This window comes from Methylocella tundrae (genome assembly GCF_038024855.1).
In the GTDB taxonomy this organism is placed as follows: Bacteria; Pseudomonadota; Alphaproteobacteria; order Rhizobiales; family Beijerinckiaceae; genus Methylocapsa; species Methylocapsa tundrae.
On record NZ_CP139089.1, the window covers coordinates 457,114 to 484,099 of the forward strand.

A 26,986-nucleotide genomic window follows, 5' to 3' on the forward strand; every position below is an offset into this window, starting at 1 on the left:
TGGCACTTTCAGCTTGCTGCTCGTGTAGCCTACGAGCGACGCATTGTCACGTCGAAATGCGGCAAAATGCCCATGAAAAAGCAATAAATGCGGAAGAATTTTTCAGCGAGACGGCAACGGCTCAGCTCTCCCGATCGCGCGCGCGCCATTGCCTGTGCTATAGGATTAAAGCAAGGGCCGCGACGCCTGGACCCAGAGCGAATTTTGCCCTTCGCAGGCCGGATTGCTTGAGGCCTTATTCTTGCGACAGACGGATGAGGCTCGGCTGCAGGACGGCAGGAGCCGGGGGACAAAGCATGACGCAGGTTCCGCCGCAGATAGTTCCGCAGACGCCGGCAGACTCGCCTGAACCGGTCGCCAGGGGATCGGGCGTCGGCGCCCGTATCCGCAACTGGTTTCTGACCGGCGTGGTCGTCGCCGGTCCGCTGGCGGTGACGGCCTATATCGTGTGGTGGTTCGTCGACACAATCGACAATTGGGTCCGCGGCCTGATCCCGGGCAATGCGCTGCCGGACGCCTATCTGTCGTTCCGCGTGCCGGGGCTTGGCGTCGTCGTCGCCTTTCTGGCCCTGACCTTTCTCGGCTTCCTCGCGCATAATCTCGCCGGCCGCACTTTAATCAAGATCGGCGAGGCGATCCTGGCGCGCATGCCTATCGTGAGGTCGATCTACAAGAGCGTGAAGCAGATTTTCGAGACCTTGTTTTCACAGTCCGGCACGACGTTCCGCAAAGTCGGGCTCATCGAATTTCCGAACAAGGGCTCCTGGTCGCTCGTCTTCATCTCGGCGCCGCCGGGGGAACTCATCGGCAACCATTTGGCTCAGGACGAAAACTATGTGTCGGTGTTCCTGCCGTGCACGCCGAACCCGACCACAGGCTTCTATTTTTACCTGCCGGCGCGCGAGGTCATCGAGGTCGCGATCGCGCCCGACGCCGCCGCCAAACTCATCATGTCCTGCGGCGTCATCCAGCCGGACGCGCGGGCGGTCCTCGCCGCCCTGGCGCGAAATCCCGAGCATGAAACCGCCTGAAGGGCGACGCAGCCGGTTGAGCCTGAATAGGCCGCGCAAATTGACCGGCGGCGTCCTTGTGGCTAACACCCATTCTCTCGCCCGGCGCCTGGAGCCGGGGCCGCGACTCATTTCCTTTCCACCGGATGCCGAATGGCCGTCTATACCGAAGTCTCCGATGCGGATCTGGCCGCCTTCCTCGACAGCTATGATCTCGGCTGCGTCCGTTCGCTGAAGGGCATCGCCGAAGGCGTCGAGAACTCCAATTATCTTCTCCACACCGAAAAGGGCTCCTTCATCCTCACCCTTTACGAGAAGCGCGTGGAGGAAGAAAATCTGCCGTTCTTTCTCGGGCTCATGGATCATCTTTGCGCCCGGGGGATTAACTGCCCGAGGCCGGTGCGGGCGCGTTCGGGGGCGGCTCTCGGCAAGCTTTCGGGGCGTCCCGCGGCCATCGTCACTTTCCTCGAAGGAATTTGCCACAACCGGCCGACGGTCAGCGATTGCGCCAGGCTTGGCGGGGCTCTCGCCCGGCTGCATCAGGCCGCCGCAGACTTCAAAGGCTCTCGCGACAACAGTTTGAGCCTTGCCGCATGGCCGCGTCTTTTCGCGCCGGTCGCCTGTTGCGCCGACGACGTCGAGCCTGGCCTTGCCGCCGCGGTCGCCGCGGAGCTTGGCTTCCTTGAAGCCAATTGGCCGCGAAACCTACCGCGCGGCATCATTCACGCCGATCTTTTTCCGGACAATGTTCTCTTCCTCGGCGATGAGGCGCCGGGGTTGATTGATTTCTATTTCGCCTGCGCCGATGATCTCGCCTACGATCTCGCCATTTGTCTCAACGCGTGGTGTTTCGAGGCGGACGGCGCTTTTAACGTCCAGAAAGCAGCCGCGCTGTTTGAGGCTTATCAGCGCGTTCGTCCCTTGACGCCGCTCGAGATCGCGGCGATTCCAGTGCTTTCCCGAGGCGCCGCCCTGCGCTTCGCGCTGACGCGGCTGATCGATTGGCTTCACGTGCCGGCCGGCGCGCTGGTGCATCCGAAAAATCCGATCGAATACATGCAAAAATTGCGCTTCCATCAGAAGATCACGGACGTGCGCGAGCTTGGCCTCGCCCAATGAGCCGCGAGGTGACGATTTTTACGGATGGCGCCTGTTCCGGCAATCCAGGACCGGGCGGCTGGGGGGCCGTGCTGACCTTCGGCGATCACAGAAAAGAGCTCAGCGGCGGTGAGGCGGCGACGACCAACAACCGCATGGAGCTGATGGCCGCGATTATGGCGCTGGAGGCTTTGACACGGCCGTGCGCCGTGCACCTCTACACCGATTCCAACTATCTGAAGGGCGGCGTCACGACCTGGCTTGCCGGCTGGAAGCGCAACGGCTGGCGCACGGCCGACAGGAAGCCGGTCAAGAATGTCGAACTCTGGCAGAGGCTGGAAGCCGCGACCGAGCGCCACGAGATTGACTGGCGCTGGGTCAAGGGCCACGCGGGCGATGAGATGAACGAGCGCGCCGATTTGCTGGCGCGCCAGGGAATGGCGCCCTACCTAACAAAGCGGAAGGCGGCGCCAGGGGCGTGAGCGGGAAGCGGCGCCCGCGGTGGAGCCGCCTCAGATCTGCTCCAGCAGCGTCTCGGCGCTCGAAGCGTCCGCCTTTCCGGGAGACGTTTCGATATTGAGCTTTTTCACGACGCCGTCGTCGACGAACATCGCGTAGCGCTGGGAGCGCAGGCCAAGGCCGCGCTCGGAAAGATCGAGCGTCAGACCGAGCGCCCTGGCGAAATCGCCGCTGCCGTCGGCAAGAAAACTGATCTTCTCCGCGGGATCGGTGGCTTTGCCCCAGGCGTCCATGACGAAAACGTCGTTGACGCTGGTGACGGCGATTTCGTCGATCTCTTTTTGCTTGAACGCCTCGGCCTTGTTCACGAATCCTGGCAGATGGGCGTTGCTGCAGGTTGGCGTGAAGGCGCCCGGAACGCCGATGAGAATCACTTTGCGCCCCTTGAAAATTTCGTCCGTGGAGCGCAGGGCCGGACCTTCCGGAGTCATGATCGAGAAATTCGCCTTGGGGATGCGATCGCCGGCTTTGATCGTCACTGTCTCTTTTCCTCCACTTTGGCGCGCCTGCGTCCGTCCCCTCCGTCAATGGCGCGCCGCGCGGGGCTTTTACGGAGAGGCCGGGATCGCGCCGAGGTCTACCGCGAATTCATAGCTTTGTCGTGGCCCGGCGAGTGTAAGCGTCACCGGAATTTTGCCGGCGCTAGCGGCCAGGCCATCCGGCTTTGGCCCTTCAACCTCGACGATCAGAAACTCATTCGGCTTCTCGCCCTTCTTCGATTCGAAATACCATCCTTCCTGGCCTTCAACGAAGAGATCGGTCTGGGCGGCGCCGGGATCGGTCGAGACCGCCGCGACGGTCTGGGGCTCCGGGCGGACTTGCACGCGCCATGTCGGCAGGGTTGCGCCGCGATCGCGCCCGATCAGGATTTTGGCGTCGCGCCCGGCCGCGTCGAGACGCTGTGGAACCTTGGCTTTCGCGGCCGCGAAAATGGCTTCTTCGGGCGAGGCCTCGTCCGGCGCGGCGCCTTCGCCGGGATGGGCCGGCAGCTCCAGCTTCGCTTTGGCCTTCACAGGCAGGCAGATCGCGGCGCAGACCGCATATTCAATTGAAACCGACAGAACGGCCGGCCGGTTCTCGTCCGCCAGCGTGACGTCGACGGGAAACGTCACCATGCCCCGATAGCCAAACGCATCGAGGCCAGCCTCATCGATGCGCAAAGGCGTCGGAAACTGGACAGTCGCTTCTTTGAGGTTTTCCGAATCGTGGAAGTCGAACACGGGCGGCACACCCGTTTCGCCAGGGGAGCGCCAATAGGTGAGCGCGTCTGGATCGAGGCGAATTTCAACGCCGGCCTTGTAGGCGCCTTTGACGGCGCCGGGTGCGGCGATCAGCCGCGCGGCCGATTTTTTTCCGTAAATCCAGTCAGTTGTGATCGGATCAGCGCGTAATTCAGCCATGAATCCCAGTGCAAATAGAGCTGCGACGGCGCACACGCGCGTTTGCGCCGAAGCGGCATTTAGAAGCTGGAGAGACATTTGCATGACATTTGTTTGATCGCTGAACCTGTTGAGAAAGAGACAAGGTATTTTGCGTGCGCGAAAGCTGCAACCTACATTGAAGTGATAGAAATGCGGGATCGGGCGATCGTGGAAGCCAAGGATGGAGACTAGACAGCAGTTACATACTGGCGTCGATGCAATTTCAGCAGAATGAGGCGGAGAAAATGGGATCAAAAATGCCTCCCGAAAGTGAACGGCAGAACCAGGGCGGGTTTCTCGATGGGCAGTTGCTCGTCGCCATGCCCGGAATGCCCGACAATCGCTTCTCCCGTTCGGTCATCTATCTTTGCGCGCACTCCGAGGAGGGCGCGATGGGCATCATCGTCAATCGCCCGGCGCGCAAGGTGACATTTTCCGAACTCCTCGTTCAGCTCGACGTGATCAAGGCCGATGAGGCGATACGCTTGCCCGCGCAAGCCGGATCGGTGCAGGTCCTGAAAGGCGGCCCGGTGGAGACCGGCAGGGGATTTGTTCTCCATTCCAACGATTTCTTCATCGATAATTCGACATTGCCGATCGATAATGGCGTGTCCTTGACCGCGACGATCGACATCTTGCGCGCGATCGCGCGCGGGGCTGGGCCTGACCGGGCGCTGCTCGCGCTTGGCTACGCGGGCTGGTCGGCCGGTCAGCTCGAGGCCGAGATGCAGGAAAATGGCTGGCTCAACATTCCGGCCGACGCTTCGCTGATCTTTGATGAGGCGCTTGGCTCGAAATATGAGCGTGCGCTGCACAAAGTCGGCATCGACCTGAGGCGGCTCTCCTCGGATCTCGGCCATGCCTGAGTTCGCCGCGCTCGCATAAGCTCAGCGCGCCCCCAACCGAAGTTCGGGAGGGAGCCGAAATCGCAACTTGCTATCGGGGAGGCGAGCAGATGACCGACGAAGAACACGCTCAAGAACTCGACGAAAAGAACAGGGTCATCGCGCATCTGACGAAGACCCTGTCCCATACGAGGGATTGCCTGGAAATCGCACGCAAGGCGCTGGAAAGCATTGCCGGCGAGGAGGGAGAAGGCGAGGCTTCGATTGAAGGGCATATCACCTGCCGCAAGATTGCCGCTGAATCCCTTAGTCGGATCTAGCGAAGAATGCGTTCAAGCGGAATCGCATTTCGCTCGTGAAACCTTTGTTTCAACGCATGATGTGGCCCCGAAAAGTCTGCCACTTTTCGACGTCATGCTCTGGCGCGGCGTGCTGATGCGAGGCGAGCTGCGGACCGCCCGGATCAAGCGGCGATCGTCGCCGCTCCGACAAGCTTGCGGGCGTCGGCGGCGCTGATCGGATGACCGAAGGCGAAGCCTTGAGCGTATTCGCAGCCGAGTTGATAAAGTTCGATCGCGTCCGATTCCGCCTCGGCGCCTTCGGCGACGACTTCCATGCCAAGATCATGCGCGAGCGTTACGATGGAGCGCAGGATGACCGGCCTCGCCCCGGCGCCGTTTTGACGCACGAAAGAGCGATCAATCTTGATCGTGTCGAAAGGAAACCGCTGCAAATAGGCGAGCGACGAATAGCCGGTGCCGAAATCATCGAGCGATAGCCCGGCGCCGAGATCGCGGATGCGGGTCAGGATCTGCGCCGCATATTCAGGGTTTTCCATGACGAGACTCTCGGTCAGTTCGAGCTTTAGCGAGCCGGGGCTGACATCGACGCGCGACAGCACGGTCTTGACGTCATGCAGGAGATCGTGGCGCAGCAATTGCCGAGACGAGACGTTGACGCTGACGAAGATCGGCGGATCTACGTCGAGCGCGCGCTGCCAGGCGGCGAGTTCGCGCGCTGCCCGCTCCAGCGCGAAAATGCCGAGATCGATGATGACGCCTGTCTCTTCGGCGACGCCGATAAATTCGCCGGGATTGAGACGGCCAAGGCGGGGATGATCCCACCGCAGCAAAGCCTCGAAGCCGGCGACGGTGCGATCCTCGAGACGCACGATCGGCTGGAAGTAAACCTTCATCTCGCCGCGATCGAGCGCCCGGCGCAGGTCCGCCGCAAGGCCGAAGCGGTCTGACCGCAAGGTCCGCATCGTCGCCCGGAACACCTCAATGCGATTGCCGCCGAGCCGTTTGCCGTGACGCATGGCGATTTCCGCGTCCTTCAGCATGTCCTCGCGCTTGGCGTGGAGCTGCGGGTCGTAGAGGGCGAGGCCGATCGAGGCGGTAAGCGGAATTTCCTTGTCGCTGAACGTCACCGGCGTCGAGGCGACGCGCCGCACGACATTGGCCAGCGCGGTAATCTGTTCGGTTTCGGGTTCTGAGACGATGAGCGCCGCGAATTGATCGCCCGAAAGGCGCGCGAGCGTATCCTGCGGCTTCAGGATGCGGCCAAGGCGCCGCGCCAAAGTGAGGAGGATCGAATCACCGGCCGAAAGTCCGACCGCTTCATTGATCTGCTTGAAGCGGTCGATGTCGATGCTGATGACGGTCGGGCGCACTTTCGGGTCGCTTTGGGCGAGGGTCAGCGCCGCGTCGAGCCGGTCGAAGAACAATTCGCGATTGGGCAGCCCGGTCAGATTGTCATGCACGGCGTCGTGCAGAAGCCGTTCCTCCGCGGTCTTGATTTCCGTGATGTCGCTCAGCGCGCCGACGATGCGCAAGACTTCTCCGTCCGGACCGATCACGGGCCGCGCCTTCATGCGGAACCAGAAATGCTGGCCGTCAAAGGCGCGCAGGCGGAAATCCTGATTGATGCGGCCGCGCCGCTGCTCCAGCATGGCGTCGAGGCAGGCGCGGTAGCGGTCGCGCTCGAGCGGATGCAGCGCGTCGAGCCAGTTCGAGGCCGGTCCCTCGAGCGCGCCGCGGGCGAGGCCCAGTTGAGCCTCGACCTCGGGACTGACATAGACCCGGTCGGCGGCGACGTCCCAATCGAAGATGATGTCGCCGCTGCCAGTCAGAGCCAGCGCCTTGCGCTCGATGTCGGACACAGCGCCGTGGGCGAGGCCGCTGCCGACGAACGCATTTTGCATGATGGTGAAGCCGATGAGCATGACGATCAGCACGAGGCCGCCGATCAGCGCCGGGGAAACGAGATCATTGGTCAGCGTTCCTGTGACGGTAAAGGCGGCGCCGATGATCCAGGCGAGCAGCAGGAACCAGGTCGGGATCAGCATCACCGCGCGGTCGTAGCCGTGAACGGCGAGATACAACACGAGGACAAAGCCGACGACGCCGATGGTTGCGAGCGAAATGCGCGCGACGCCCGCGGCGACCGGCGCGTCATAGACCGAGAGGCCGACGAGCGCGGCAAGGAAAATCAGCCAGATCGCTGCGACGTGGGAGGCCCGAACGTGCCAGCGGTTGAGGTTCAGATAGGCGAACAGAAAAACCAGCAGCGTCGCTGCGAGGATGGTCTCGGCGCCGGCGCGCCAGATCCGGTCCGATTGGCCCTCGGTGCCGAAAATCTTTCCCCAGAAGCCAAAGTCGATGCAGACATAGGCGAGCACCGTCCAGGCGAGCGCCGCCGCGGCGGGAAAGATCACAGCGCCCTTGATGACGAAGACGATGGTCAAGAACAGGGCGAGGAGGCCGGCGACGCCGATGACGATGCCCTTGTAGAGCGAAAGGCTCGTCATCCTGTCCTTATAGGCGTCCGGCTCCCAGAGGTGGAGCTGGGGCAGGTTGGGCGTGCGCAATTCGGCGACATAGGTGACGGTCGTTCCCGGATCGAGGGTCAGCCGGAAAACATCGGCATCCTCGCTGTCCTCACGCTCCGGCGGAAAGCCCTGGCTCGCGGTGATCGCGGAAATGCGCGTCGCGCCGAGATCGGGCCAGATGACGCCGGAGCCGACGAGGCGGAAGTGCGGCGCGACGATCAGGCGTTCGATCTGTTCCCCGGTGTCGTTGGTCAGCGCGAAGACGATCCAGTTCGGACGCGTTCCCTGTTCTCTGGCGCGCACCTCGATGCGCCGGACGATCCCGTCCGACCCCGGAGCCGTCGAGACGAGCAGGCGATCGCCGGCGGAATTATAGCTTTCGATCGCCTTGGTGAGGTCGATCACCTGAGAATCGAGTGGAACCCGCACGGATTCGATCGCTCGCGCTGGGCTCAAGCCCGCCGCGAGCGCCGCGAGAAGGATGAGACAACGAAAATAATGAGCAATGCCCGCCAAGAGTGATTTACCTGTGGAATGGAGCCGCCCGCGAAAGGAGCGGTTCGAGCCGAGGGGCGATCTTGAATGGTGAAGCTTATGTCCGCCAGCGGCAACGAGACGGTTTAGCGGTCATTCGTGTCGGTTTTGGGATGCGCGGATGAGGCGCGCAAGCAAAAACCTTCGCCGGTCGCGGCCTCGCCGGTGAATAGCTTGCCGATTCAGAACTTGCCCTGCCGCGGCGGCCGCAAGGGCGTCTGATCGGATTCGAGCATGCCGAACAGCAAATGATCCTCCCAGACTCCGTTGATGCGCAGATAGGCGCGCGCATAGCCTTCCCGCTTGAACCCGACGCGTTCCAGCAGTCTCATCGAGGCCGCGTTATGGGGCAGGCAGGAGGCCTCGACCCGATGAAGCCGCAGCGAGCCGAAGGAAAAGGCCACCGCCGCGCGCGCGGCCCTCGTCATAAAGCCTTGATTCGCGAAAATTTCGCCGATCCAATAGCCGAGCGTCGCGGCCTGCACGACGCCGCGCTTGATCTGGCCGAGGGTGAGGCCGCCAAGCAGCACGTCATCGTCGCGAAAGACAAGAAACGGATAGGCTTCGTTGCTCTCGATCTCCTGCTGATGGCGGCGCACGCGCCGGCGGAAAGCGGCGCGCGTCAGATCGTCGCCGGGCCAGGTCGGTTCCCACGGCGTCAGAAAATCGCGGCTGTGTTCGCGCAGGCTCGACCACGCCTCGAAGTCGCGCATTTCCGGCGGCCGCAGATAGACGCCGTCGCCGCGCACAAAGTGAGGAATCTCGATGTTCGGCCCGATTCGAAAAAGCGCCACGGCGCCAACTCCTTCAACAGGCGCGCAGACGCTGCGCGACGCGGTCGGGGGCAAAAACCTTGCTAACAGGGCCGATGGCGGCGACCGTCGGCTTCGATGAGAGCGCCCGCGCGCCCGCTTGCCGGATGGCGGCAATATCAAGCTGATCAATCTTGCCGATGATTTCCTCGCGCGAGAGGACCCTGTCGAAAGCCATCACCTGCCGCGCGATTTGTTCGCAACGCGCGGAGGGCGATTCAAGCGCCGCGAGCAGCGAGACCTTCATCTGCGCCTTGGCGCGGCGCGCTTCGGCCTCGCTCAGCCGTTGCGCCGCTTCGCCGAGGCAATCAAGGGCGACTGGCATCAATTCCGCGACGTCCTTGGCGCCGGTCGCCGCGTAAAAGCCGAAAAGGCCGGTATCCGAATAGCCCCAGTGAAAGGCGTGGATGGAATAGGCAAGGCCGCGCGTCTCGCGCACTTCCTGGAACAGGCGCGAGGACATGCCGCCGCCGACAGCGTTGGCGAACACCTGCAGGGCGTAAAAATTCTCGTCGGCGTAGGAGAGCCCTTCGAATCCGATGACGATATGGGCCTGTTCGAGCCGGCGCTTCATCAGGATTTCGCCGCCGCGATAAAGCGCGGCCGGCGCCGCGGCGCGGGAATCGCCGCCGGCCGCAAGGCCCGAAAAGCGCTTCTCCACATCCGCGCAGATGCGATCATGGTCGATGGCGCCGGCGGCGCCGATCACGGTCGCGCGGCTGCAGTAATGGCTGTCGAGATAAGCGCCGATGGCGTCGCGGCTGAAGCCGGCGATCTGTTCGGGCGTTCCCAGAATCGGCCGGCCGATCGGCTGGTCGGGAAAGGCCGAGGCGTTGAACAGGTCGAAAACGAAATCGTCCGGCGTATCTTCGACCGCGCCGATCTCCTGAAGGATGACGCCTTTTTCGCGCTCGAGCTCTTCCGCGTCGAAGATGCTGTCGGTCAGGATGTCGGCGAGGATGTCAAGCGCGAGCGGCGCGTCCTCGGCGAGCACATGGGCGTAATAGGCGGTGTGTTCGGTGCTCGTCGCGGCGTTGAGATCGCCGCCCGCGGCCTCGATCTCTTCGGCGATCGCCCGAGCCGAACGCCGGCGCGTGCCTTTGAAGGCCATGTGTTCGAGAAGATGGGAGAGGCCATGTTCGCTCTTGCGCTCGTGGCGCGACCCCGCGCCGACCCAGACGCCGAGCGAGGCGGTTTCGAGATGCGGCATGGCGTCGGTGACGACGCGAAGCCCGGACGGCAATGTCGTGACCTTTGCGCTCATGACGCCGCCTTTTGAGGCTCTCGGCCCGTCTCGCCCGAGACGGCGGCGCGAATGAAGCGTTCGATTTCGCCCTGATCATTGGGCAGGACCGAGAAATGCTCGGGCCGCTCCATGAGGCCGGCGAGATGTGGCGGCAGCTCCGGGCGCAGGCCCGTGGCGGCCTCGATGGCGTCGGGAAACTTCGCGGCATGGGCGGTGCCAAGCACGACGAGCGGCGTTCTTGCCCCGCGTGAAAGCGCCTCCCGCCGCGCGGCGCTGACGCCGACGGCGGAGTGCGGATCACAGAGATAGCGCGCTTCGCGCCAGAGCCGCGCGATCTCCTGGCTGGTCTGTGCTTCGCTGACGCTGAACGCGTCGAAATCGGCGCGGATGGCGTTCAGCGCGTCGGCGTCGATGTCGAACGAGCGCGACTGGGCGAGTTGCGCCATCTTGGCGCGGATCGTCGGCGCGTCGCGGCCATAGGCTTCAAACAGAAGCCGCTCGAAATTGGACGAAACCTGAATGTCCATCGAGGGCGATTGCGTCGGGCGCACCTCGCCGAGGGCATAGGCGCCGCTCGCGAGGGCGCGCGGCAGGATGTCGTTGGAATTGGTGGCGATCACCAGCCGGTCGACAGGCAGCCCCATGCGCTTGGCGATCCAGCCGGCGAAAACATCGCCGAAATTGCCCGTCGGCGTGACGAAGGAAACAGGACGATAAGGGGCGCCAAGAGCGACGGCGCTCGTGAAGTAATAGACGGTCTGGGCGAGGATGCGCGCCCAGTTGATCGAGTTCACGCCGCAAAGATTGAGTTTCTCGCGCAGCGGCGGGTTGTTGAAAAGAGCTTTGACCGCGGCCTGCGCGTCGTCGAAAGAGCCCTCGATGGCGATGGCGTGAATGTTGTCGGCGCCGACCGTGGTCATCTGGCGCCGCTGCACCTCCGAGACGCGCCCATGCGGGTAAAGAATAAACACATCGACCTGTCGCAGGCCCGAGAAGGCCTCGATCGCCGCGGCGCCCGTGTCGCCAGAGGTCGCGCCGACGATTGTCGCCCGTTGTCCGCGCGCGTGCAGCGCGTGTTCGACGAGGCGCGCCAGCAGCTGCATCGCGAGATCTTTGAAGGCCAGCGTCGGACCGTGGAAAAGTTCGAGCGTAAAGAGATTATCGTCAAGCTGGGCGAGGGGGGCGATGGCCGGATGCCGAAAGCTCGCGTAGGCGGCCTCGATCATGCCGCGCAGGGCCGGGGCCGCGATCTCGTCTGCCACATAAGGCGAGATGACGGCTTCAGCGACTTCCGCATAGGATCTGCCGGCAAAATCAGCGATCTCCTCCTGGCTTAGCCTTGGATAGTCTTGCGGCAAGTATAGGCCGCCGTCCGGCGCGAGCCCTGCGAGCAGCGTCTGGGTGAAGGATAGCGGCGCAGCTTCGCCGCGGGTGGAGATGTATTTCAAGACAGGGATCCAGATCTCGCCGGAGCGACGAATTTATCGATTGAGCCAAGGCGTCTAACATAATTCAGCGAGGCGGGCAGCAACAGGCGCTGTTGCATAAGACGAAATCGCGCCATTGTTCTCAAACGAAAATCAGGAGAATATGGCGCAATTAGCGGTTTTGCCATGCAAAGACGACGAATACCGCGACAAGCGCGAAAGCAAGGCCGAACCAGGTCAGCGCGTAGGAGAGGTGATTATTGGGAAAAACCAGCTCCGTCGCGCCCCCTTGCGGCCAGCCGCCGGGGATCGGCGCCGCGTCCGCGTCGATGCTGAAGGGCGCCGCCGGGGAAAGACCGAAATGGGCGGCGATCAAGGCTGGGTCGCGCGTGAAATACGCGCCCGTTTCCGGATGATCGGCGGGGGTGAACAGGTTTCGCGATTCCGGCTGGCGCATCAAGCCCGTGACATGGGTTTCGCCTTCGACTTGTCCCTGCGGCCGGCTGCCGGGGTCTTTCCGGTCGAGCGGCGCGAAGCCTCGATTGACGATGACGTAAGCGCCTGAGTCGAGCCGCAGAGGCGTGAGCACGAGATAGCCCGGCTGCCTCGCCGCGCCGCCGGCTGGGCGAAAGATCAGCGCTTCCTTGCCATTGTCAAAGACGCCCGTCAGTTCGACGTGGCGATACTCATAATCGTCCGGGCGCAATTGCGCCCACTGGCTCTCTGGCGGCAACGCCGAAGGGGGCGCCTTGGCGCGGGCCTCGATCTGCGCGATCAGGCCTTCCTTCCAGGCGAGGCGATGCAATTGCCAGACGCCGAGCGCCGTCAGAAAAGCGCAGCCGAGAAGCGTCGCGATCGCAGGCCAGAGCAGCCCGGCCGGCCGTTCTTTCGTCAACGTCCGCGTCAACGCTCGAACCGCCCTTGTTCGGCCTTGGTGCGATATTGCTGCGCGACAAGGACGCCTTTCAGCGGACGCAAAAGTCCGATGCAGACGATCAGCGTCAGCGGCAGAAACACAACGAGATGAACCCACATCGGCGGTTCGAACGTCAGCTCCGTCCATAAAGCTATGCCGAGCACGATGAAGCCGCCGATCAGGGAAACGAAAACCGCTGGGCCGTCAGCCGAGTCGGCGAAGCCAAAATCAAGACCACAGACATCGCACTTCGGCGCGAACGTGAGGAAGCCTTTGAAGAGCGCTCCCTTTCCGCAGCGGGGACAGCGGCCTTTCAGTCCTGCGGCCAAAGGCGATGGGGGCAAATAGCCGTCTTCATGTGTCATCGCATATCCTTACGGGGTTGATCCGAAGCGGGGCCCGTCTCAAGCCTGCGCGGCGCGCAGTTGGCAGTCCGCCTGTCGTCCGACGTCATACCACGGCTTGGCGCAGTTTACGCCGCCCCGATAGGGAGCGGCTCTTGCTAGCCCTCCGCCAGGAGCGCGCCGACATCGCTGCGGGACAATTATGAACAAGCGATCATTTGTATCGGTAAATGGTATATGGTAGTGTTTATCCCTGATTTCATCTTGAGTGGACGCGCTCCTCAGCCGGGGAAACTACGAAGCCATGATGAATAATCACATTTAACACTAATTATTATTTAGAGCTTAAATTTATTGACGGGATCGGTTTCAGATCGAGGCATTAAGGCCTAATTTTTTGACTAATCTATTTAAGCGCGGAGTCTCCCAGGATAGCGAGATTTAGTAGAATTGCGTCCATTCGGGCGGCTCTTTGTCCAATTTTTTTTGCGAATTGGGAGGGCGCGCGACAGCTACACCCACGCTCTTTCCGCGAGAGGCGGCATGCGTCGTTCGCCGGATTGATCGACGACTAATTGGAGCGCTGAATGAGTTTTCGCAAGGGTCGGGCTTTGCCCAAGAGGGACCTCCCGGAGAGTCTTTGCCCGGATGCGCGTCAAAACAATTCATTGATCTCGATTGGATGTATTCCCGCATGAGAAACACATTTTCGCCATATTGCCAAAAAGAGTTGGCCGGTTTTCAAAGCGAATATATAGTGTGTTGGAGAGTTATTATTATTCAATGGCTTAAGTCTCAACTCGAAGACATCCGCTTCACAGTTTCCAAAGGTGCGAACGGTCGCGGTCTCGCGGGAGTCTGGTTGGGAACTGTCCGGCGCTGTCCCTGAATGGAGAGGTTGTTGCCATGTTTCACCATTCTGGACGCAGAGACGGGAATTCCGACGTGGCTGCTTTCGATGTGCGCCGGACAATTCATTCCTTTTTTATTGAAGTCGCGCGTGACCACGCGGACCATGCGGCGGTTTTATATGACGGTCGTGTTCTTTCATATTCGCAGCTCGATCGAAAGTCGAACCAGTTCGCCAGGTTCTTGACGTCGAGAGGGATTCGTCCCGGCGCGATCGTCGGATTGTTTCTATCGCGATCGCCCGAAGCGATCATTGCGATGCTTGGCGTTCTGAAGGCGGGCGCCGCCTTTGCGCCGCTTGACCCTGCCTATCCGGCCGATCATCTCGCCTTTATCGCGTCGGACGCTGAGCCATTCATCGTGGTTTCGGCCTCGCACATGTTTTCCAAAGCCCGATTGGCCGCCGACGGCGTCGCGTTCTCGCCGGCGGCGCTTCCATGGACGGCGCCAACTCTTTTGATGGACGCGGAAGAAGAGGCCATCGCGCGCGAGAGCGGCGGCGCGCTGGCGGAAACCGTCGCGGGTGATGATCTTGCCTATGTCATGTACACTTCGGGGACGACCGGGCGGCCGAAAGGGGTCATGGTTCCCCACCGCGGCGTGACCCGCCTTGCCTTCAACAGCTTCGTCGACCTCGGCCCGGATGATGTTGTCCTGCATCTCGCGCCATTGGCCTTCGATGCGTCGACATTCGAAATCTGGAGCCCCTTGCTCAACGGAGCCGCGCTCGCCATTGTTGGCGCCGCGCATCCGAGCTTCAACGAAATCGGCGCCGCCATCCGCGAAGGCGGCGTGACGACGGCCTGGTTCACCGCCAGCCTTTTTCATGCGATCGTCGATCATCAGATCGAGATTCTACGGCCGCTGCGCCAGCTGATCGCCGGCGGCGACGTGCTGTCGCCGCGACATGTCAGGCGCGTGCTCGACGCGCTGCCGCAATGCCGTCTCGTCAACGGTTATGGCCCGACGGAAAACACTACTTTCACCTGCTGCTACGATCTGCCGCGAGATTTCAGCGCGGATGCGGCGGCGCCGATCGGGCAGCCGATCGAGCATACCCGCGTCTATGTGCTGGATCAAAACCTGCGGCCCGTGCCGGCTGGTGAGGAGGGCGAGCTGTTCGCGGCCGGCGATGGCGTGGCGATCGGCTATCTGAAGCGGCCGGAGCTCACCGCCGAAAAGTTTCTGCCCGATCCTTTCTGCGGGGAGGCGGGTCAACTGATGTACCGGACAGGCGATCTCGTCCGGCGCCGGGCGGATGGCGTCATCGACTTCACCGGCCGCGTCGATCGCCAGGTGAAGATTTTCGGTAAGAGGGTCGAGCTTGACGAGGTCGAAGCGCTGTTGCGGCGACTGCCGCAGGTCGCCGACGCGGCCGCGCAGGTGCGCAAGCGCACAGACGGGGATCGGCAGATCATCGCATATGTCAGCTCACACTCATCAATCGATCCAGAGGCGTTGCGGCGGCACATGCTTGATCTTGCTCCAGACCATTTGGTCCCGGCGCATTTCGTCGTGCTCCGCGATTTGCCGCGCACGCCCAATGGCAAGATCGATCGCGCGTCGCTTCCCGAATTCGCCGGCGCAAGGGCGGCGCCGCTTGCCGTCGCGCAGGATCTGAACGCCATCGAGGCGACGCTCGCCGGGGTCTGGAGCCGGCTGTTGAAAACGGATTCCGTCGGAGTCGACGCAAATTTTTTCGATCTCGGCGGCGCTTCGCTCGACGTGATGGCGTTGCAAGAGGAAATCAAGGCGCGCTTCTTCTGTGATGTGCCGATGACCGCCCTCTTCGAATTTACGACCATCCGTTCGCTCGCGGCGCATCTGCAAAGCCTTGATGCGTCCGCCGCGGGCAAGGGCGCCGAGGCCTCGACAGACAGAGTCGCCGTCGACGATCTCAACAGCCGCAAGGCGCGTCAGGCCGAGGCGCTCAAGCGCGCCTCCCGCCGTCGCGTGGTTTCGACATCATAGAGCAGACGCCATGAAAGAGAACGCATCCGCCCCTTCGCCGGCTCCGCCGGGGATCGCCATCATTGGGATGGCCGGCCGGTTTCCCGGCGCCGCCGATGTCGCCTCGTTCTGGCGTAACTTGCGCGCGGGCGTCGAATCGATCAACCATTTCACCGATGCGGAGCTCGAGGACGCTTTCGACGCAAGCGTTCGCGGCGATCCGAATTTCGTCCGCGCGCGCTCGGTGCTGGAGGGCGTCGAGGAGTTCGACGCTGGCTTCTTCGGCATGCATGCGCGCGAGGCTGAACTCACCGATCCTCAGCACCGCGTGTTCCTCGAATGCGCCTGGCATGCGCTGGAGGACGCAGGCTACGATCCGGCCGCCTACAAAGACGCGATCGGCGTCTTCGCCGGCTGCAGCATGAGCACCTATTTTCTGCGCAACGTTCTCCAGGATCGCGCGGCGGTCGAGCTTTTCACCAGCAATTATCAGGTCGGCAGCTACGGCGAACTGATCGGCGCCTTGCCGGATGTTTTTGCGACGCGCGTCTCCTACAAGCTCGGCTTGCGCGGACCGGCGATGACCGTGCAGACCGCCTGTTCGACATCGCTCGTCGCCATAGCGCAGGCGTGCCAGAGCCTGTTGCTTTTCGAATCCGACATGGCGCTCGCGGGCGGCGTCTCGATCACGCTGCCGCAGCGCCGGGGCTATCTCGCGGTCGAGGGCGCCATGGTGTCGCCGACGGGGCGCGTGCGCACCTTCGACGCCAAAGCGGACGGCACCGTATTCGGCAGCGGCGCCGGCGTCGTTCTGTTGAAGCGGGTCGAGGACGCGATTGCTGACGGCGATCATATCTACGCGGTGATTCGCGGCGCCGCGCTGAACAATGACGGCGCCGCGCGGGCCGGCTTCACGGCGCCGAGCGTCAACGGCCAATGGGAGGTGATCGCGGCGGCTCTGGCCAACGCCGAGGTCGATGCGCGGTCGATCAGCTATGTCGAGTGTCACGGGACGGCGACGCCGCTCGGCGATCCGATCGAGGTCGCGGGTCTGACCCGCGCCTTCCGCGCCAGCACTGAGGATGTCGGCTTTTGCGCGCTCGGATCGGTGAAGCCGAACGTCGGTCATCTCGACGCGGCCGCCGGCGTCACTAGCCTCATCAAGACGGCGCTCGCCCTGCAGGACCGGCAACTGCCGGCGACGCTGTTTTTTGAGACTCCCAATCCGCATATCGCTTTCGAGGGCGGGCCTTTTTACGTCAATGACACATGGCGCGAATGGCCACGCGGCGACGAACCGCGCCGGGCTGGGGTCAGCGCCTTCGGCGTCGGCGGCACCAATGCGCATGCCGTGCTGGAGGAGGCCCCTTTGGCCTTTTCGGAACCGACCCGGCGGCCGGCGCAGATTATCTGCGTTTCGGCGCGCAGCGCCATCGCTCTTGAAACGGCGCGGCGCAATCTGGCCGCGCATCTTCAATCCCATCCTGAGCTGACGCTGGCCGACGTCGCTTATACGACGCAGGCCGGGCGGCGCGCTTTCAGCCATCGCGCGGCGGTCGCCCTCGGCGATCTCGAATCGGCGGCGGCGGGCCTCGAGTCGGGGAAGGGCTTGATCACGGGCGAGCCGCGCGGCGCGCGAACGCTCGCTTTCATGTTCCCCGGGCAGGGCGCGCAATATCCGGCCATGGGATTGGAGCTCTATCGGACCGAGACGGTGTTCAGCGAGAGCATGCGCCGCAGCGCCGAGATTTTGCGCCCGGCGCTCGGCGCGGACCTCTGCGCGCTCCTCTATGGCGAGACCGGGGAGCGCGCCGACGCGGAAGGGCTGCAGGCGACCGAAATCGCGCAACCCGCCCTGTTCGCCGTCGGCTATGCTCTGGCGGCGTTGTGGCGCAGCATCGGCGTGACGCCGCAGATGATGATCGGCCACAGCATCGGCGAATTCGTCGGCGCCTGTCTCGCCGGCGTATTCTCGCATGAGGATGCGCTTCGTCTGATCGCCGCGCGCGGCCGTCTGATGCAGGAAATGCCGCGCGGCTCCATGATGGCGGTGCGCCTGCCGGAAGCCGAATTGACGCCTTTCCTGCAAGAGTCTCTGGCGCTCGCCGCGATCAATGGACCAAAGCTCTGCGTCGCGGCTGGCCCCGACGACGCCATCGCCGAACTCGACGCCGAACTCTCCGCGCGGGGCGTGATGACGCGCCGCCTGCATACCTCGCACGCGTTCCACTCGCCGATGATGGAGCCGGCCGCGAAAGCCCTGCGCGAGCAATTTGCGGGCGTTCGGCTCGCGCCTCCGGCGATGCGCCTGATTTCGTCGACGACAGGAGACTGGCTGACCGCCTCGGAGGCGACCTCCCCCGATTATTGGGCGACCCATTGCCGCGCCCCGGTGCGCTTTGCCGCCGGGCTCGCGACGCTGCTGCGCGACGCCGGACCCGACGCCATTCTGCTTGAGGCCGGCCCTGGTGTGACCCTCTCGACGCTCGCGCGGCAGGGTGGGATGGGAAGCGCGCCCGACACCGTCCTCGCCTCGTTGCCGGACGCGGCGCGCGAAGCCTCCGACAGCGAGGTCATCGCGCGCTCGACCGCGCAGCTCTGGTGCGCCGGCGTTCCGATCGATTGGCGCGGCGTTCATTCGGACGCCAAACGGCGCCGGGTTTCTCTGCCAGCCTATCCATTCGAGCGCGTCCGTCATTGGATCGACGCGCCGCCTGTCGAACGGGTCAATGAGCGCCGGGCCCCGGCTCCCTCCCTTTCCACGTCAGCCTCAGCCGATGTTGACGAGTTATTTTCACGCGACGCCGCGTTCACAGAAACAATTTTGCCCCAGGCCTCTTTGTTTGAAACATCCTTTCCAGAGATTTCCCCGCCCATGACCGCAGCGCCCATTACTCCGACCCAAAGCGATTCCACCGCCGCATCCGCCGCAACGAGCGCGAACCTGCGTCAACGCGTCGTGGAGCTTTTCGAAGCTTTGTCGGGCGAGGCTATCGCCGATCTTGCGCCGGAGACGACGTTCCTTGAGATGGGCTTCGACTCCTTGTTCCTCAGCCAGGCGACCCAGCAGCTGCAGCGCGAGTTCAAAGCCAAGCTGACTTTCAGGCAATTGCTTGGCGATCTCTCTACAATCCCGGCGCTCACCGCTCACCTCGAGGCGAATTTGCCGCCCGAACTGCGCGCCCCGCAAGCCGTCAAGGCGGTTCCCACCGCCCTCACTCGGTCAGCGCCGGCGCCGGCAGCCGCCGCGCAGCCCTCCCTGTCGCAAGCGGCGTCTAACGCGCCGCCCGCCGCCGGATCGGCCGGCGTCGAGCAGGTGATCCGCGATCAGCTCGACGTCATGAGCCGCCTCATGGCGCAGCAACTCGAGGCCTTGCGCGGCGCTCCCGTGACCGGCGCGCTTCCTGCCCCTCCGGCGATGTCGGCTCCTCCTCAGCCGGCCGCAGGGGCGGCCGCCGCCGCGACGAAAGCGCCGATTTCCGCGCCGATTTCCCTGGCGGCTTCCGCGCCGACCGCGAACGAGCCGAAGTCACGTTTCGAGATGATCGCGGCGTCTCGCTCCGCCCCGCCCGTCGAGATGAACGAAAGGCAGCAGCGCGCCCTCGCCGAGCTCATTGCGCGCTTCAATGAACGGACGGCGCAATCCAAGCGGATGACGGCGCAATATCGGTCGGTTCTCGCCGATCCGCGCGCCGCCTCTGGCTTTCGTTCGGAGTGGAAGGATCTCGTCTATCCCGTCGTCAGCGATCGCGCGAAAGGCTCGCGCATCTATGACGTCGACGGCAATGCCTACATCGATCTCGTCAATGGCTACGGCCAGACTTTCTTCGGCCATGCGGCGCCCTTCGTCGTCGACGCCGTCGCCGAGCAATTGCGCGAGGGTTTCGCGATCGGGCCGCAATCGGCTCTCGCGGGGCGCGTCGCGGCGCTGTTCGCCGAAATGACGGGCAATGAGCGGGTCACCTTCTGCAACACGGGGTCCGAAGCCGTCATGGCGGCGATGCGAATCGCCCGCACGGTGACAGGCCGCAACACGATCGCAACGTTCACCGGCGATTATCACGGCCAGTTCGACGAGGTTCTGGTCAAGGGAACGCTGCGCTCCGGCGTCGCGCGCGCCATTCCCGCTGCGGCCGGCATTCCGGGCAAGTCGGTCGAGAACATGGTGGTGCTGCCCTATGGCGCGCCGGAATCGCTCGAGTGGATCCGCGCCCATGCGGACGATCTCGCGGCGGTGCTGGTCGAGCCGGTGCAAAGCCGCCATCCCGAACTTCGGCCGGTCGAGTTTCTGCGTGAAATCCGCTCCATCACCGAACGCTCGGGCTCGGCATTGATTTTTGATGAAGTCGTCACCGGTTTTCGCATGCATCCTGGCGGCATGCAGGCCCTGTTCGACATCAGGGCCGATCTTGCGACCTACGGCAAGGTCGTCGGCGGCGGCCTTCCAGTCGGCATTCTCGCGGGCAAGGCCGCCTTCATGGACGCGCTCGACGGCGGCATGTGGAGCTATGGCGACGATTCCTATCCCGAAGTCGGGATGACCTTCTTCGCTGGAACCTTCGTGCGCCATCCGCTCGTCATGGCGGCGGTGTGGGCGGTGCTGAACCATCTGAAGGAGCAGGGGCCGGCCCTGCAGGAGGGGGTCAGCGCGCGCACGGCCGCGCTCGTCAAGCGGCTCGATGAATTCGTGAAAAAGCGCGGCCTCGATTTTCAAATCGAGACCTTCGGCAGCCTGTTCTTCTTCAATCTCTCGAATGTGTCGCGCTACGCTGGCCTGTTCTATCCGCACATGCTGGAACGCGGCGTCTATGTGCAGGAGCATTATCCCTGCTTCCTGACGACGGCGCATAGCGAGGCCGACATCGCAGCCATCGCCGAAGCGTTCGAGGACGCCATCATAACGATGCAAAAATCCGACTTCATGCCGGCGCCTCCCGGCCTCGGGCCGGAGCCCGAAACCGACGTTCCGCTGACCGAAGCGCAGACAGAAATCTGGCTCTCCGCCCAGCTCTCGGACGAGGCTTCATGCGCCTTCAATGAATCGGTTACGTTGCGCCTTCGCGGCCGACTCGACCGCAATGCTTTGACGAAAGCGCTGAACGAGGTGATCACCCGGCACGACGCCTTGCGCGCGGTCTTTCAGGCCGATGGCCAGCGCATGCGCATTCTGCCCTCGCTTGAACTCGATTTTATCGAGCGCGATCTCGAGCGGACGTCACGACCGGCGGCGCAGGACGCCTGGCGCGACCTTCTCGCCCATGATGCGAGGACGGCTTTTAACCTTGTCAACGGGCCGCTCGTGCGGGCGCAACTGGTTCGCTTCGCGGCGGATGATCACGCGCTAGTCGTGACGGCGCATCACATCATCTGCGACGGCTGGTCGTTCAATGTCATTATTGATGAGGTGACCAAGCTTTATGAGGCCGGCGTCTCGGGCGCGGCCGCTGAGCTGCCGACGCCTCTGTCATTTGTCCGCTACGGCGCCGAGGAACGCGCGCGGCAGGCGCGGGAAGGAGCCGTCGTCGAGGCTTTCTGGCTGCCGCAGTTCACGCCGCCGCCGCCGGCGCTGGATCTGCCGACGGATCATCCGCGCCAGGCGCAAAAAAGCTTTGCCGGCGCGACTCTGACCCGGAGGATTGATCCCGAGCTGACCCAGCTTTTCCGCAAGGCGGCGGCGCGTCAGGGCTGCACCCTGTTTGTCGGTTTGCTCGCGGCCTTTGAAACCCTGCTCGCCCGGCTCGCGGGTCAGGAGGAAGTCGTCGTCGGCATTCCCGCAGCTGGCCAATCTCTCGCCGAGGGCGATAATCTCGTTGGCCATTGCGTCAATTTTCTGCCGCTGCGCGGGCGTTGGACTGCTGAGACGACGATGGCCGAACATCTGGCGGCGACGCGCCAGATTGTGCTCGCGGCCTATGAGAACCAGAGCTTCACGCTCGGCACGCTGGTTCGCAAGATGGCGTTGCCGCGCGAGGCCGGACGTCGCCCCCTCGTCGAGGCCCAATTCAATCTCGAGCGCATAGCCGACAAGATCCATGTGGCGGGGCTCGAGATTGAGACGCAATCGAATCCGAAAAGCGCGGTTATCTTCGATCTCTTCTTCAATGTTACGGAACAGGACGGCGGCCTGCGCGTCGACTGCGACTATAATTCGGGCCTCTTCGATGAATCGACGATCGAACGCTGGATCGGCCATTATCGCACGCTCCTCGGCGAAATCGCCGCGAGCCCTGCGCAGCCCATATCGGCGCTGCCCCTGATCTCGACTGAAGAGCGCCATTGGCTAACGCAGGAGCTCAACAGGAGCGCGGCGAACGATCTCGACCTGCGGCCCGTGCATGAACTCATCGCCGCTCAGGCGGCGCGCACGCCGGGCGCCGTCGCCGCCCGCTTCGCCGACGGCGCCCTCAGCTATCGCGAGCTGGACGAACGAGCCAACCGGCTGGCCAATCATTTGCGCGGCGTCGTCAGCGATCCGTCCGCCCGCATAGGCGTCGCGACGGAGCGTTCGCTCGACATGCTGATCGCCTTGCTGGCGATCATGAAGACCGGCTGCGCCTATGTGCCGCTCGATCCAGGCCATCCGGCGGCGCGGCTGCGCCTTGTCCTCGACAATGCGGCCGTCTCGGCGGTCGTCTGCGACAATGCGTTCATGGGAGCTATGGCGCCAGGAATTCCGGTGGTGCGGATCGACGCCGATGCGGGCCTTATCGCAAGCCGCCCGTCGAGCGCTCCTGCCGTCGAGAGCGACGCTTCACGCCCCTGCTACGTCATCTTCACCTCGGGATCGACGGGCGCGCCGAAGGGCGTTGAAATCGCCCATCGCTCGGTCGCCAATCTTCTGTGGTCGATCGCACGGACTCTCGACGCTCGCCCAAGCGACGTTCTCGTCGCGGCGACGACCATCTCCTTCGACATCGCGGCGCTGGAGCTCTATCTGCCGCTGATCACCGGCGGCTCGGTCGTCATCGCGAGCAGGGATGACGTGCGGGGAGGCTTTGGCCTCGCCACGCTGATCGAGAAGACGCAAGCGACCATCGTCCAGGCGACGCCCTCGCTCTGGCGCATTCTGACGGAGGCTGGATTTGCGCCGCGCCGCGGCCTCAGGATGCTGTGTGGCGGCGAAGCCCTGCCGCGCGATCTCGCCGACACGCTGCTGAAAAACGGCGGCGAGTTGTGGAACGTCTACGGCCCAACCGAAACGACCATCTGGTCGAGCATCGGGAGAGTTTCGCCGGCGCCGGCGACCATCACGATCGGCTCGCCAGTTCTGAACACCGAGCTCTATGTTCTCGACAAGGCTCATCAGCTGACGCCCGTCGGCGTCGTAGGCGAATTATTCATCGGCGGCGCGGGACTGGCCATCGGCTATTTCCGCCGCCCCGATCTCAACGCCGCGGCGTTTCTTCAGATCTCCATCGGCGATCTTGGACCGCAGCGGCTTTATCGCACCGGCGATCTCGCGCGGCGGCTGCCGGACGGCGGCGTCGAAATCCTCGGCCGCGTCGATTCCCAGATCAAACTGCGCGGCTTCCGGATCGAACTCGAGGAGATCGAAGCCGTGATGCGTGGCTATCCCGGCGTGCTCGCCTGCGCGGCCGCGGTCCAGACGCCGGTCGGCGGCACGCCACGCCTGATCGGCTATACTGTCGCGGCGGCGGATGGTCCGATCCCGTCATCGGAGCTGTCGGCCTATGCGGCGCAGCGTCTGCCCGACTACATGATTCCGGCGATCTGGATGCGTCTCGAGGCGCTGCCGCTTACGCCCAACGGCAAGCTTGATCGCAAATCACTGCCGCAGCCAGACCTGGCGCAATCGGCGGAAGCCCGCATCATCACGCCGCCGCGGGATGCGCTGGAGGCCGCGCTGGCGACGATTTGGCGCGAAGTTTTGCAGATCAACGAAGTCGGCGTTCATGACAACATTTTCGCTCTGGGCGCGGATTCCATTCACCTGTTCCGCATTGCAGCGCGTATGATGGCGCAAAATCTCGGTCTTGAAGCGAGGCATTTGATGCGGTTCCCGACGATTGCACAGCTTGCGCTGGCTGCTAGCGCCGAGCCATCCGCTGAGGGGAAATCGGCTGCGGCGCCCTCTCTGAAGAGTTTCAGGCGAGGCCAAGTGAAGGAATCGTCCGCATGACCATGCGTCGGAGTGAAGATGAGATCGGGACTCCGGCCGACAGCGGCTTGTCACACGAGCAGCACTCGCCGGCGTCCGGCAATCTGATCTTTCCGTGCTCGGCGTCGCAGAACCGGTGCTGGTTCATCAATTCGTTGAGCCCTGGCAATCCGGCCCTGAACGTCGCTTTGCGCTGGGAGGTGACCGGCCGCCTCGGCCCGGCCACGGCCGAGCAGGCGTTCCAGACGATCGTCGACAGGCACGAAATCCTGCGTTCCCGCTTCCTTGAAAAGGACGGCGAAGCGATGCAGGAGGCGTTGGAGCATGTGAGCTTCAGGCTATCCGTGATCGATCTCTCCATGCTGCCCGAAACCGAGCGGCTGAAGGAGGCTTTGGCGCAAGGCGAACGGGAGGCGCACAAATCCTTTGACCTTTCGCAGGCCCCGCTGATCCGGGTCACCTTTTTGCGCCTTTCCGGCGATCATGCGATCCTGCTCGTCACCGTGCATCAGATCGCTTTCGATGGTTGGTCGATCCGCGTGCTGGCTAATGAGTTCGGCGTCATCGCCGAAGGCCTCAACGCCAAGCGTCCCTATGATCTGCCCCAGCCGCCGCTGCAATATGGCGATTACTGCCTCTGGCAGAAGGAATATTTCGCGAGCGGCGTGTTTGAAAGCGAGACCGCCTATTGGAAGAACAAGCTTGGCGGCGCGCCCTATTTCGAGGTTGTTCCCGACCATGAGCGTCCGAGCCGGCCGACCTATCGCGGCGAGATATTGGCCGCGGTTCTGCCGCCGCAACTCGGCGAACAATTGGAGGAAGCCGCCCGCCGGCACAATCTGACCTTATTCAGCTTCGGCTGCGCGGTGACGGGAGCGATGCTGCATCGCTACACCGGTGAAAATGACGTCATCTTCGGGACCCAGATCGCCGGGCGCGACGATCCGGACCTTGAGAACATGATCGGCATGTTCATCAATAATCTTGTCATTCGCTTCGACGCGTCGGATGATCCGACGTTCGACGAATTTCTGACGCGGGTGAACCAAACGGTTCAGGAGGCGCTGATCAATCAGCGCATGCCGTTCGACAAGCTGGTTGAAATTCTCAATCCGCCACGTGATCCGAAGCGGACGCCGCTCATTTCGGTCAATTTCACCGTCCTGCGCGACGTGATGGACCATAAGAGCTACGGGGATTTCGTCCTGCACGGGCAACCCTCGCTGTCGGCGGGCTCGCTCTATGATTTGATCTTCTTCATGGTCCATTGGCCGAGCGGCTGGCGCATGGCGATGGAATATAATCCGGATCTATTCGAGCGGCGAACGGCGGAACGGCTGCTTGATTTTCTTCTGGCGACCTTCGAATTCGCGATTTTGCGTCCAGACGCCAAATTGTCCGCCCTGACGCCGCCCGTGCGTGATCTCATCGAGGCGCCAAAGCCGCGCTCGCATCTCGACGCCATTGAGTTGGCCCTGCGCCAGCATATGGACGTCATGGACGCGGCCGTGACCCCAGGCTTGGATTACGGTGAGCGATCGCGGCCTTACGCCTATGTCACGCCGGTTCCGGGCCTTCGCATTCCACTCGAAACGCTTCCCGCCAAGCTGAGCGCCTATCTTTCCGACGCCCTGCCGGGCGGATCGACGGCGCCGAGCGGCGTCAGCGTGTTGCTGGCTTTGCCGCGAAATGGGCGGGGCGACGTTGATTACCGGGCCCTGCCGCCGCCGCCCGCCGGCTCCTTTGCCGCGACGCCGGCCGCAACTGGGAGCGCGGCGCGTCTGGACAGCATCGAAATGAAGCTGGCGTCGATCTGGCGCGAACTCCTGAAGGTTAGGGAGATTGGCCCAAACTCGAACTTTTTCGAACTTGGCGGCCATTCGCTTCTTACCATTCGGCTAATGGCGAGAGTCGCCGCCGATTTTGGCGTCAAGCTGGATCCCGTGACTCTGTTCCAGGCTCCGACTTTGCGGGAATTTGCCGCGCGTCTGCCGATTTCCGAAGGCGCGCAGGAAAGTCCCCGTCTCGTTCAAATCCAACCCGAAGGCGACAAGACGCCTATTATCGCCATCAACAATTCTGTTCTCTATTATAATCTCGCGAGACGGATTGGATTGGACAGGCCGTTCATCGGGATTCCCCTGCTCGAACCGGCCGGCGGAGTTCCGGCGCCAGTTCGGACGCTGAATGAGATCGCGGTCGATTACGTCCGCGTCATTCGTGAGGCTCAGCCGCGCGGCCCATACATTTTATGCGGCCTCTGCGTCGCCGGCGCGCTCGCCTATGAATGCGCGCAGCAACTAAGGAAGGCGGGCGAATCCGTTCCGCTGCTCATTCTCTCGGATATCTGGGCGCCGGGCTTTCTCGCGGCCTATCCGTTGCACAGAAAGCTGGTCTACCACTTCAATTACCGGCTTCGCACCTTGCGCCATCGCATCGATCTGCTTCGCACGGGCAAGCTCTCGCTGGCGGAGGTCTTGTCGACTTTCACGCTTGTTCGCAAAAGCCGCGTTCTCGACTTCGCGGCCTGGATAGGCCTGATCGACGGCGCGCAACTGGCCAAAAAAGTCCGTGGCCGGGACAATTGGCTGTTTCTCCTTTCGCTGGAGGCGGCGCGGAACGCCTATAAAATTACTCCGACCGCAAGCAACGTCGTCATTCTCCAGAGCGACGAAATCGTTACGGATTTCGCCGATCCGAACATGGGCTGGACCGATCTCGTCAAAGGCGGCCTTTTCATCCGTCGAATTCCCGGCTGGCATGAAGACATGTTTCAGGATGAGGGCGCGCGCCTGATCGCCGAATATCTTCAGCCTCGCCTTGAAGAAGTTGACGCCGAACGCGACCATTCGGCTGCGTCTTTCAAGTCGAACTAACGGCGCCGTCCGGCCATCGCATAGGTTGATCGAGGCGAGTTCCAGACCAAAAGCATGAGGAAAATCCTATCTCTGCTTCACAGAAAAGGCCGGGCGTGGCTGTTGCGCCGCGATCTGGCCGTATGGATTT

At 63.1% G+C, this 26,986-nt stretch carries 16 protein-coding genes; 8 read left to right on the forward strand and 8 right to left on the reverse strand.

Going from position 1 to position 26,986, the window contains the following annotated elements; all coding sequences use genetic code 11:
* Positions 1-296 precede the first annotated feature (296 nt).
* The 3 genes from SIN04_RS04575 to rnhA all read left to right on the forward strand — a co-directional run bounded on the left by SIN04_RS04575 (position 297) and on the right by rnhA (position 2,590).
* On the forward strand, positions 297-1,031 hold the full coding sequence (locus SIN04_RS04575) for a DUF502 domain-containing protein (RefSeq protein WP_134486546.1): 735 nt from the start codon (positions 297-299) through the stop codon (positions 1,029-1,031).
* 132 nt (positions 1,032-1,163) lie between these two features.
* Positions 1,164-2,129: a homoserine kinase gene (thrB, locus tag SIN04_RS04580; protein ID WP_134486549.1), complete on the forward strand. Its 966-nt coding sequence runs from the start codon at positions 1,164-1,166 to the stop codon at positions 2,127-2,129.
* Positions 2,126-2,590, forward strand: coding sequence for a ribonuclease HI (rnhA, locus tag SIN04_RS04585; RefSeq protein WP_134486552.1), 465 nt, complete (start codon positions 2,126-2,128; stop codon positions 2,588-2,590). Before thrB ends, rnhA begins: the two co-directional genes overlap by 4 nt.
* A gap of 30 nt (positions 2,591-2,620) precedes the next feature.
* On the opposite strand, the gene SIN04_RS04590 is transcribed toward rnhA, so the two are convergent.
* Together SIN04_RS04590 and SIN04_RS04595 are read right to left on the reverse strand one after the other, a co-directional pair.
* A complete protein-coding gene (locus SIN04_RS04590) occupies positions 2,621-3,106 on the reverse strand; it encodes a peroxiredoxin (protein WP_134486555.1) in 486 nt (161 codons plus the stop codon).
* Positions 3,107-3,175: 69 nt separating this feature from the next.
* A complete protein-coding gene (locus tag SIN04_RS04595) occupies positions 3,176-4,303 on the reverse strand; it encodes a protein-disulfide reductase DsbD domain-containing protein (RefSeq protein ID WP_341264241.1) in 1,128 nt (375 codons plus the stop codon).
* Positions 4,304-4,305: 2 nt separating this feature from the next.
* On the opposite strand from SIN04_RS04595, the gene SIN04_RS04600 reads away from it, so the two are divergent.
* Complete coding sequence (locus tag SIN04_RS04600; protein ID WP_423135992.1) at positions 4,306-4,914, forward strand: YqgE/AlgH family protein; 609 nt, start codon at positions 4,306-4,308, stop codon at positions 4,912-4,914.
* 89 nt (positions 4,915-5,003) lie between these two features.
* Complete coding sequence (locus tag SIN04_RS04605) at positions 5,004-5,213, forward strand: hypothetical protein (protein ID WP_134486564.1); 210 nt, start codon at positions 5,004-5,006, stop codon at positions 5,211-5,213.
* A 143-nt stretch (positions 5,214-5,356) separates the two neighbouring features.
* Here SIN04_RS04605 and SIN04_RS04610 read toward each other — a convergent pair whose 3' ends face one another.
* The 6 genes from SIN04_RS04610 to SIN04_RS04635 form a co-directional block, all read right to left on the reverse strand.
* Entirely contained in the window at positions 5,357-8,230 is a 2,874-nt protein-coding gene (locus SIN04_RS04610; protein WP_423136012.1) for an EAL domain-containing protein, read from the reverse strand.
* A 209-nt stretch (positions 8,231-8,439) separates the two neighbouring features.
* Positions 8,440-9,051 (reverse strand): GNAT family N-acetyltransferase, encoded by a 612-nt coding sequence (locus SIN04_RS04615; RefSeq protein WP_134486566.1) that lies wholly within the window; start codon positions 9,049-9,051, stop codon positions 8,440-8,442.
* A 13-nt stretch (positions 9,052-9,064) separates the two neighbouring features.
* Positions 9,065-10,333 (reverse strand): pitrilysin family protein, encoded by a 1,269-nt coding sequence (locus tag SIN04_RS04620; RefSeq protein WP_341264242.1) that lies wholly within the window; start codon positions 10,331-10,333, stop codon positions 9,065-9,067.
* Positions 10,330-11,763, reverse strand: coding sequence for a threonine synthase (thrC, locus tag SIN04_RS04625; protein WP_341264243.1), 1,434 nt, complete (start codon positions 11,761-11,763; stop codon positions 10,330-10,332). Before thrC ends, SIN04_RS04620 begins: the two co-directional genes overlap by 4 nt.
* 151 nt (positions 11,764-11,914) lie before the next feature.
* Positions 11,915-12,649: an SURF1 family protein gene (locus tag SIN04_RS04630; protein WP_244605671.1), complete on the reverse strand. Its 735-nt coding sequence runs from the start codon at positions 12,647-12,649 to the stop codon at positions 11,915-11,917.
* Entirely contained in the window at positions 12,646-13,023 is a 378-nt protein-coding gene (locus SIN04_RS04635; RefSeq protein ID WP_134486575.1) for a DUF983 domain-containing protein, read from the reverse strand. Before SIN04_RS04635 ends, SIN04_RS04630 begins: the two co-directional genes overlap by 4 nt.
* Positions 13,024-13,947: 924 nt before the next feature.
* Here SIN04_RS04635 and SIN04_RS04640 point away from each other — a divergent pair.
* Genes SIN04_RS04640 through SIN04_RS04650 form a run of 3 tightly spaced genes read left to right on the forward strand, consistent with a single transcriptional unit; the run spans position 13,948 to position 26,856 of the window.
* On the forward strand, positions 13,948-15,882 hold the full coding sequence (locus tag SIN04_RS04640; RefSeq protein WP_166795846.1) for a non-ribosomal peptide synthetase: 1,935 nt from the start codon (positions 13,948-13,950) through the stop codon (positions 15,880-15,882).
* A gap of 10 nt (positions 15,883-15,892) precedes the next feature.
* Positions 15,893-24,001, forward strand: coding sequence for a non-ribosomal peptide synthetase/type I polyketide synthase (locus tag SIN04_RS04645; protein ID WP_134486582.1), 8,109 nt, complete (start codon positions 15,893-15,895; stop codon positions 23,999-24,001).
* A complete protein-coding gene (locus SIN04_RS04650) occupies positions 23,998-26,856 on the forward strand; it encodes a condensation domain-containing protein (RefSeq protein WP_341264244.1) in 2,859 nt (952 codons plus the stop codon). The genes SIN04_RS04645 and SIN04_RS04650 overlap by 4 nt, the downstream gene beginning before the upstream one ends.
* The last annotated feature ends 130 nt before the right edge of the window (positions 26,857-26,986 follow it).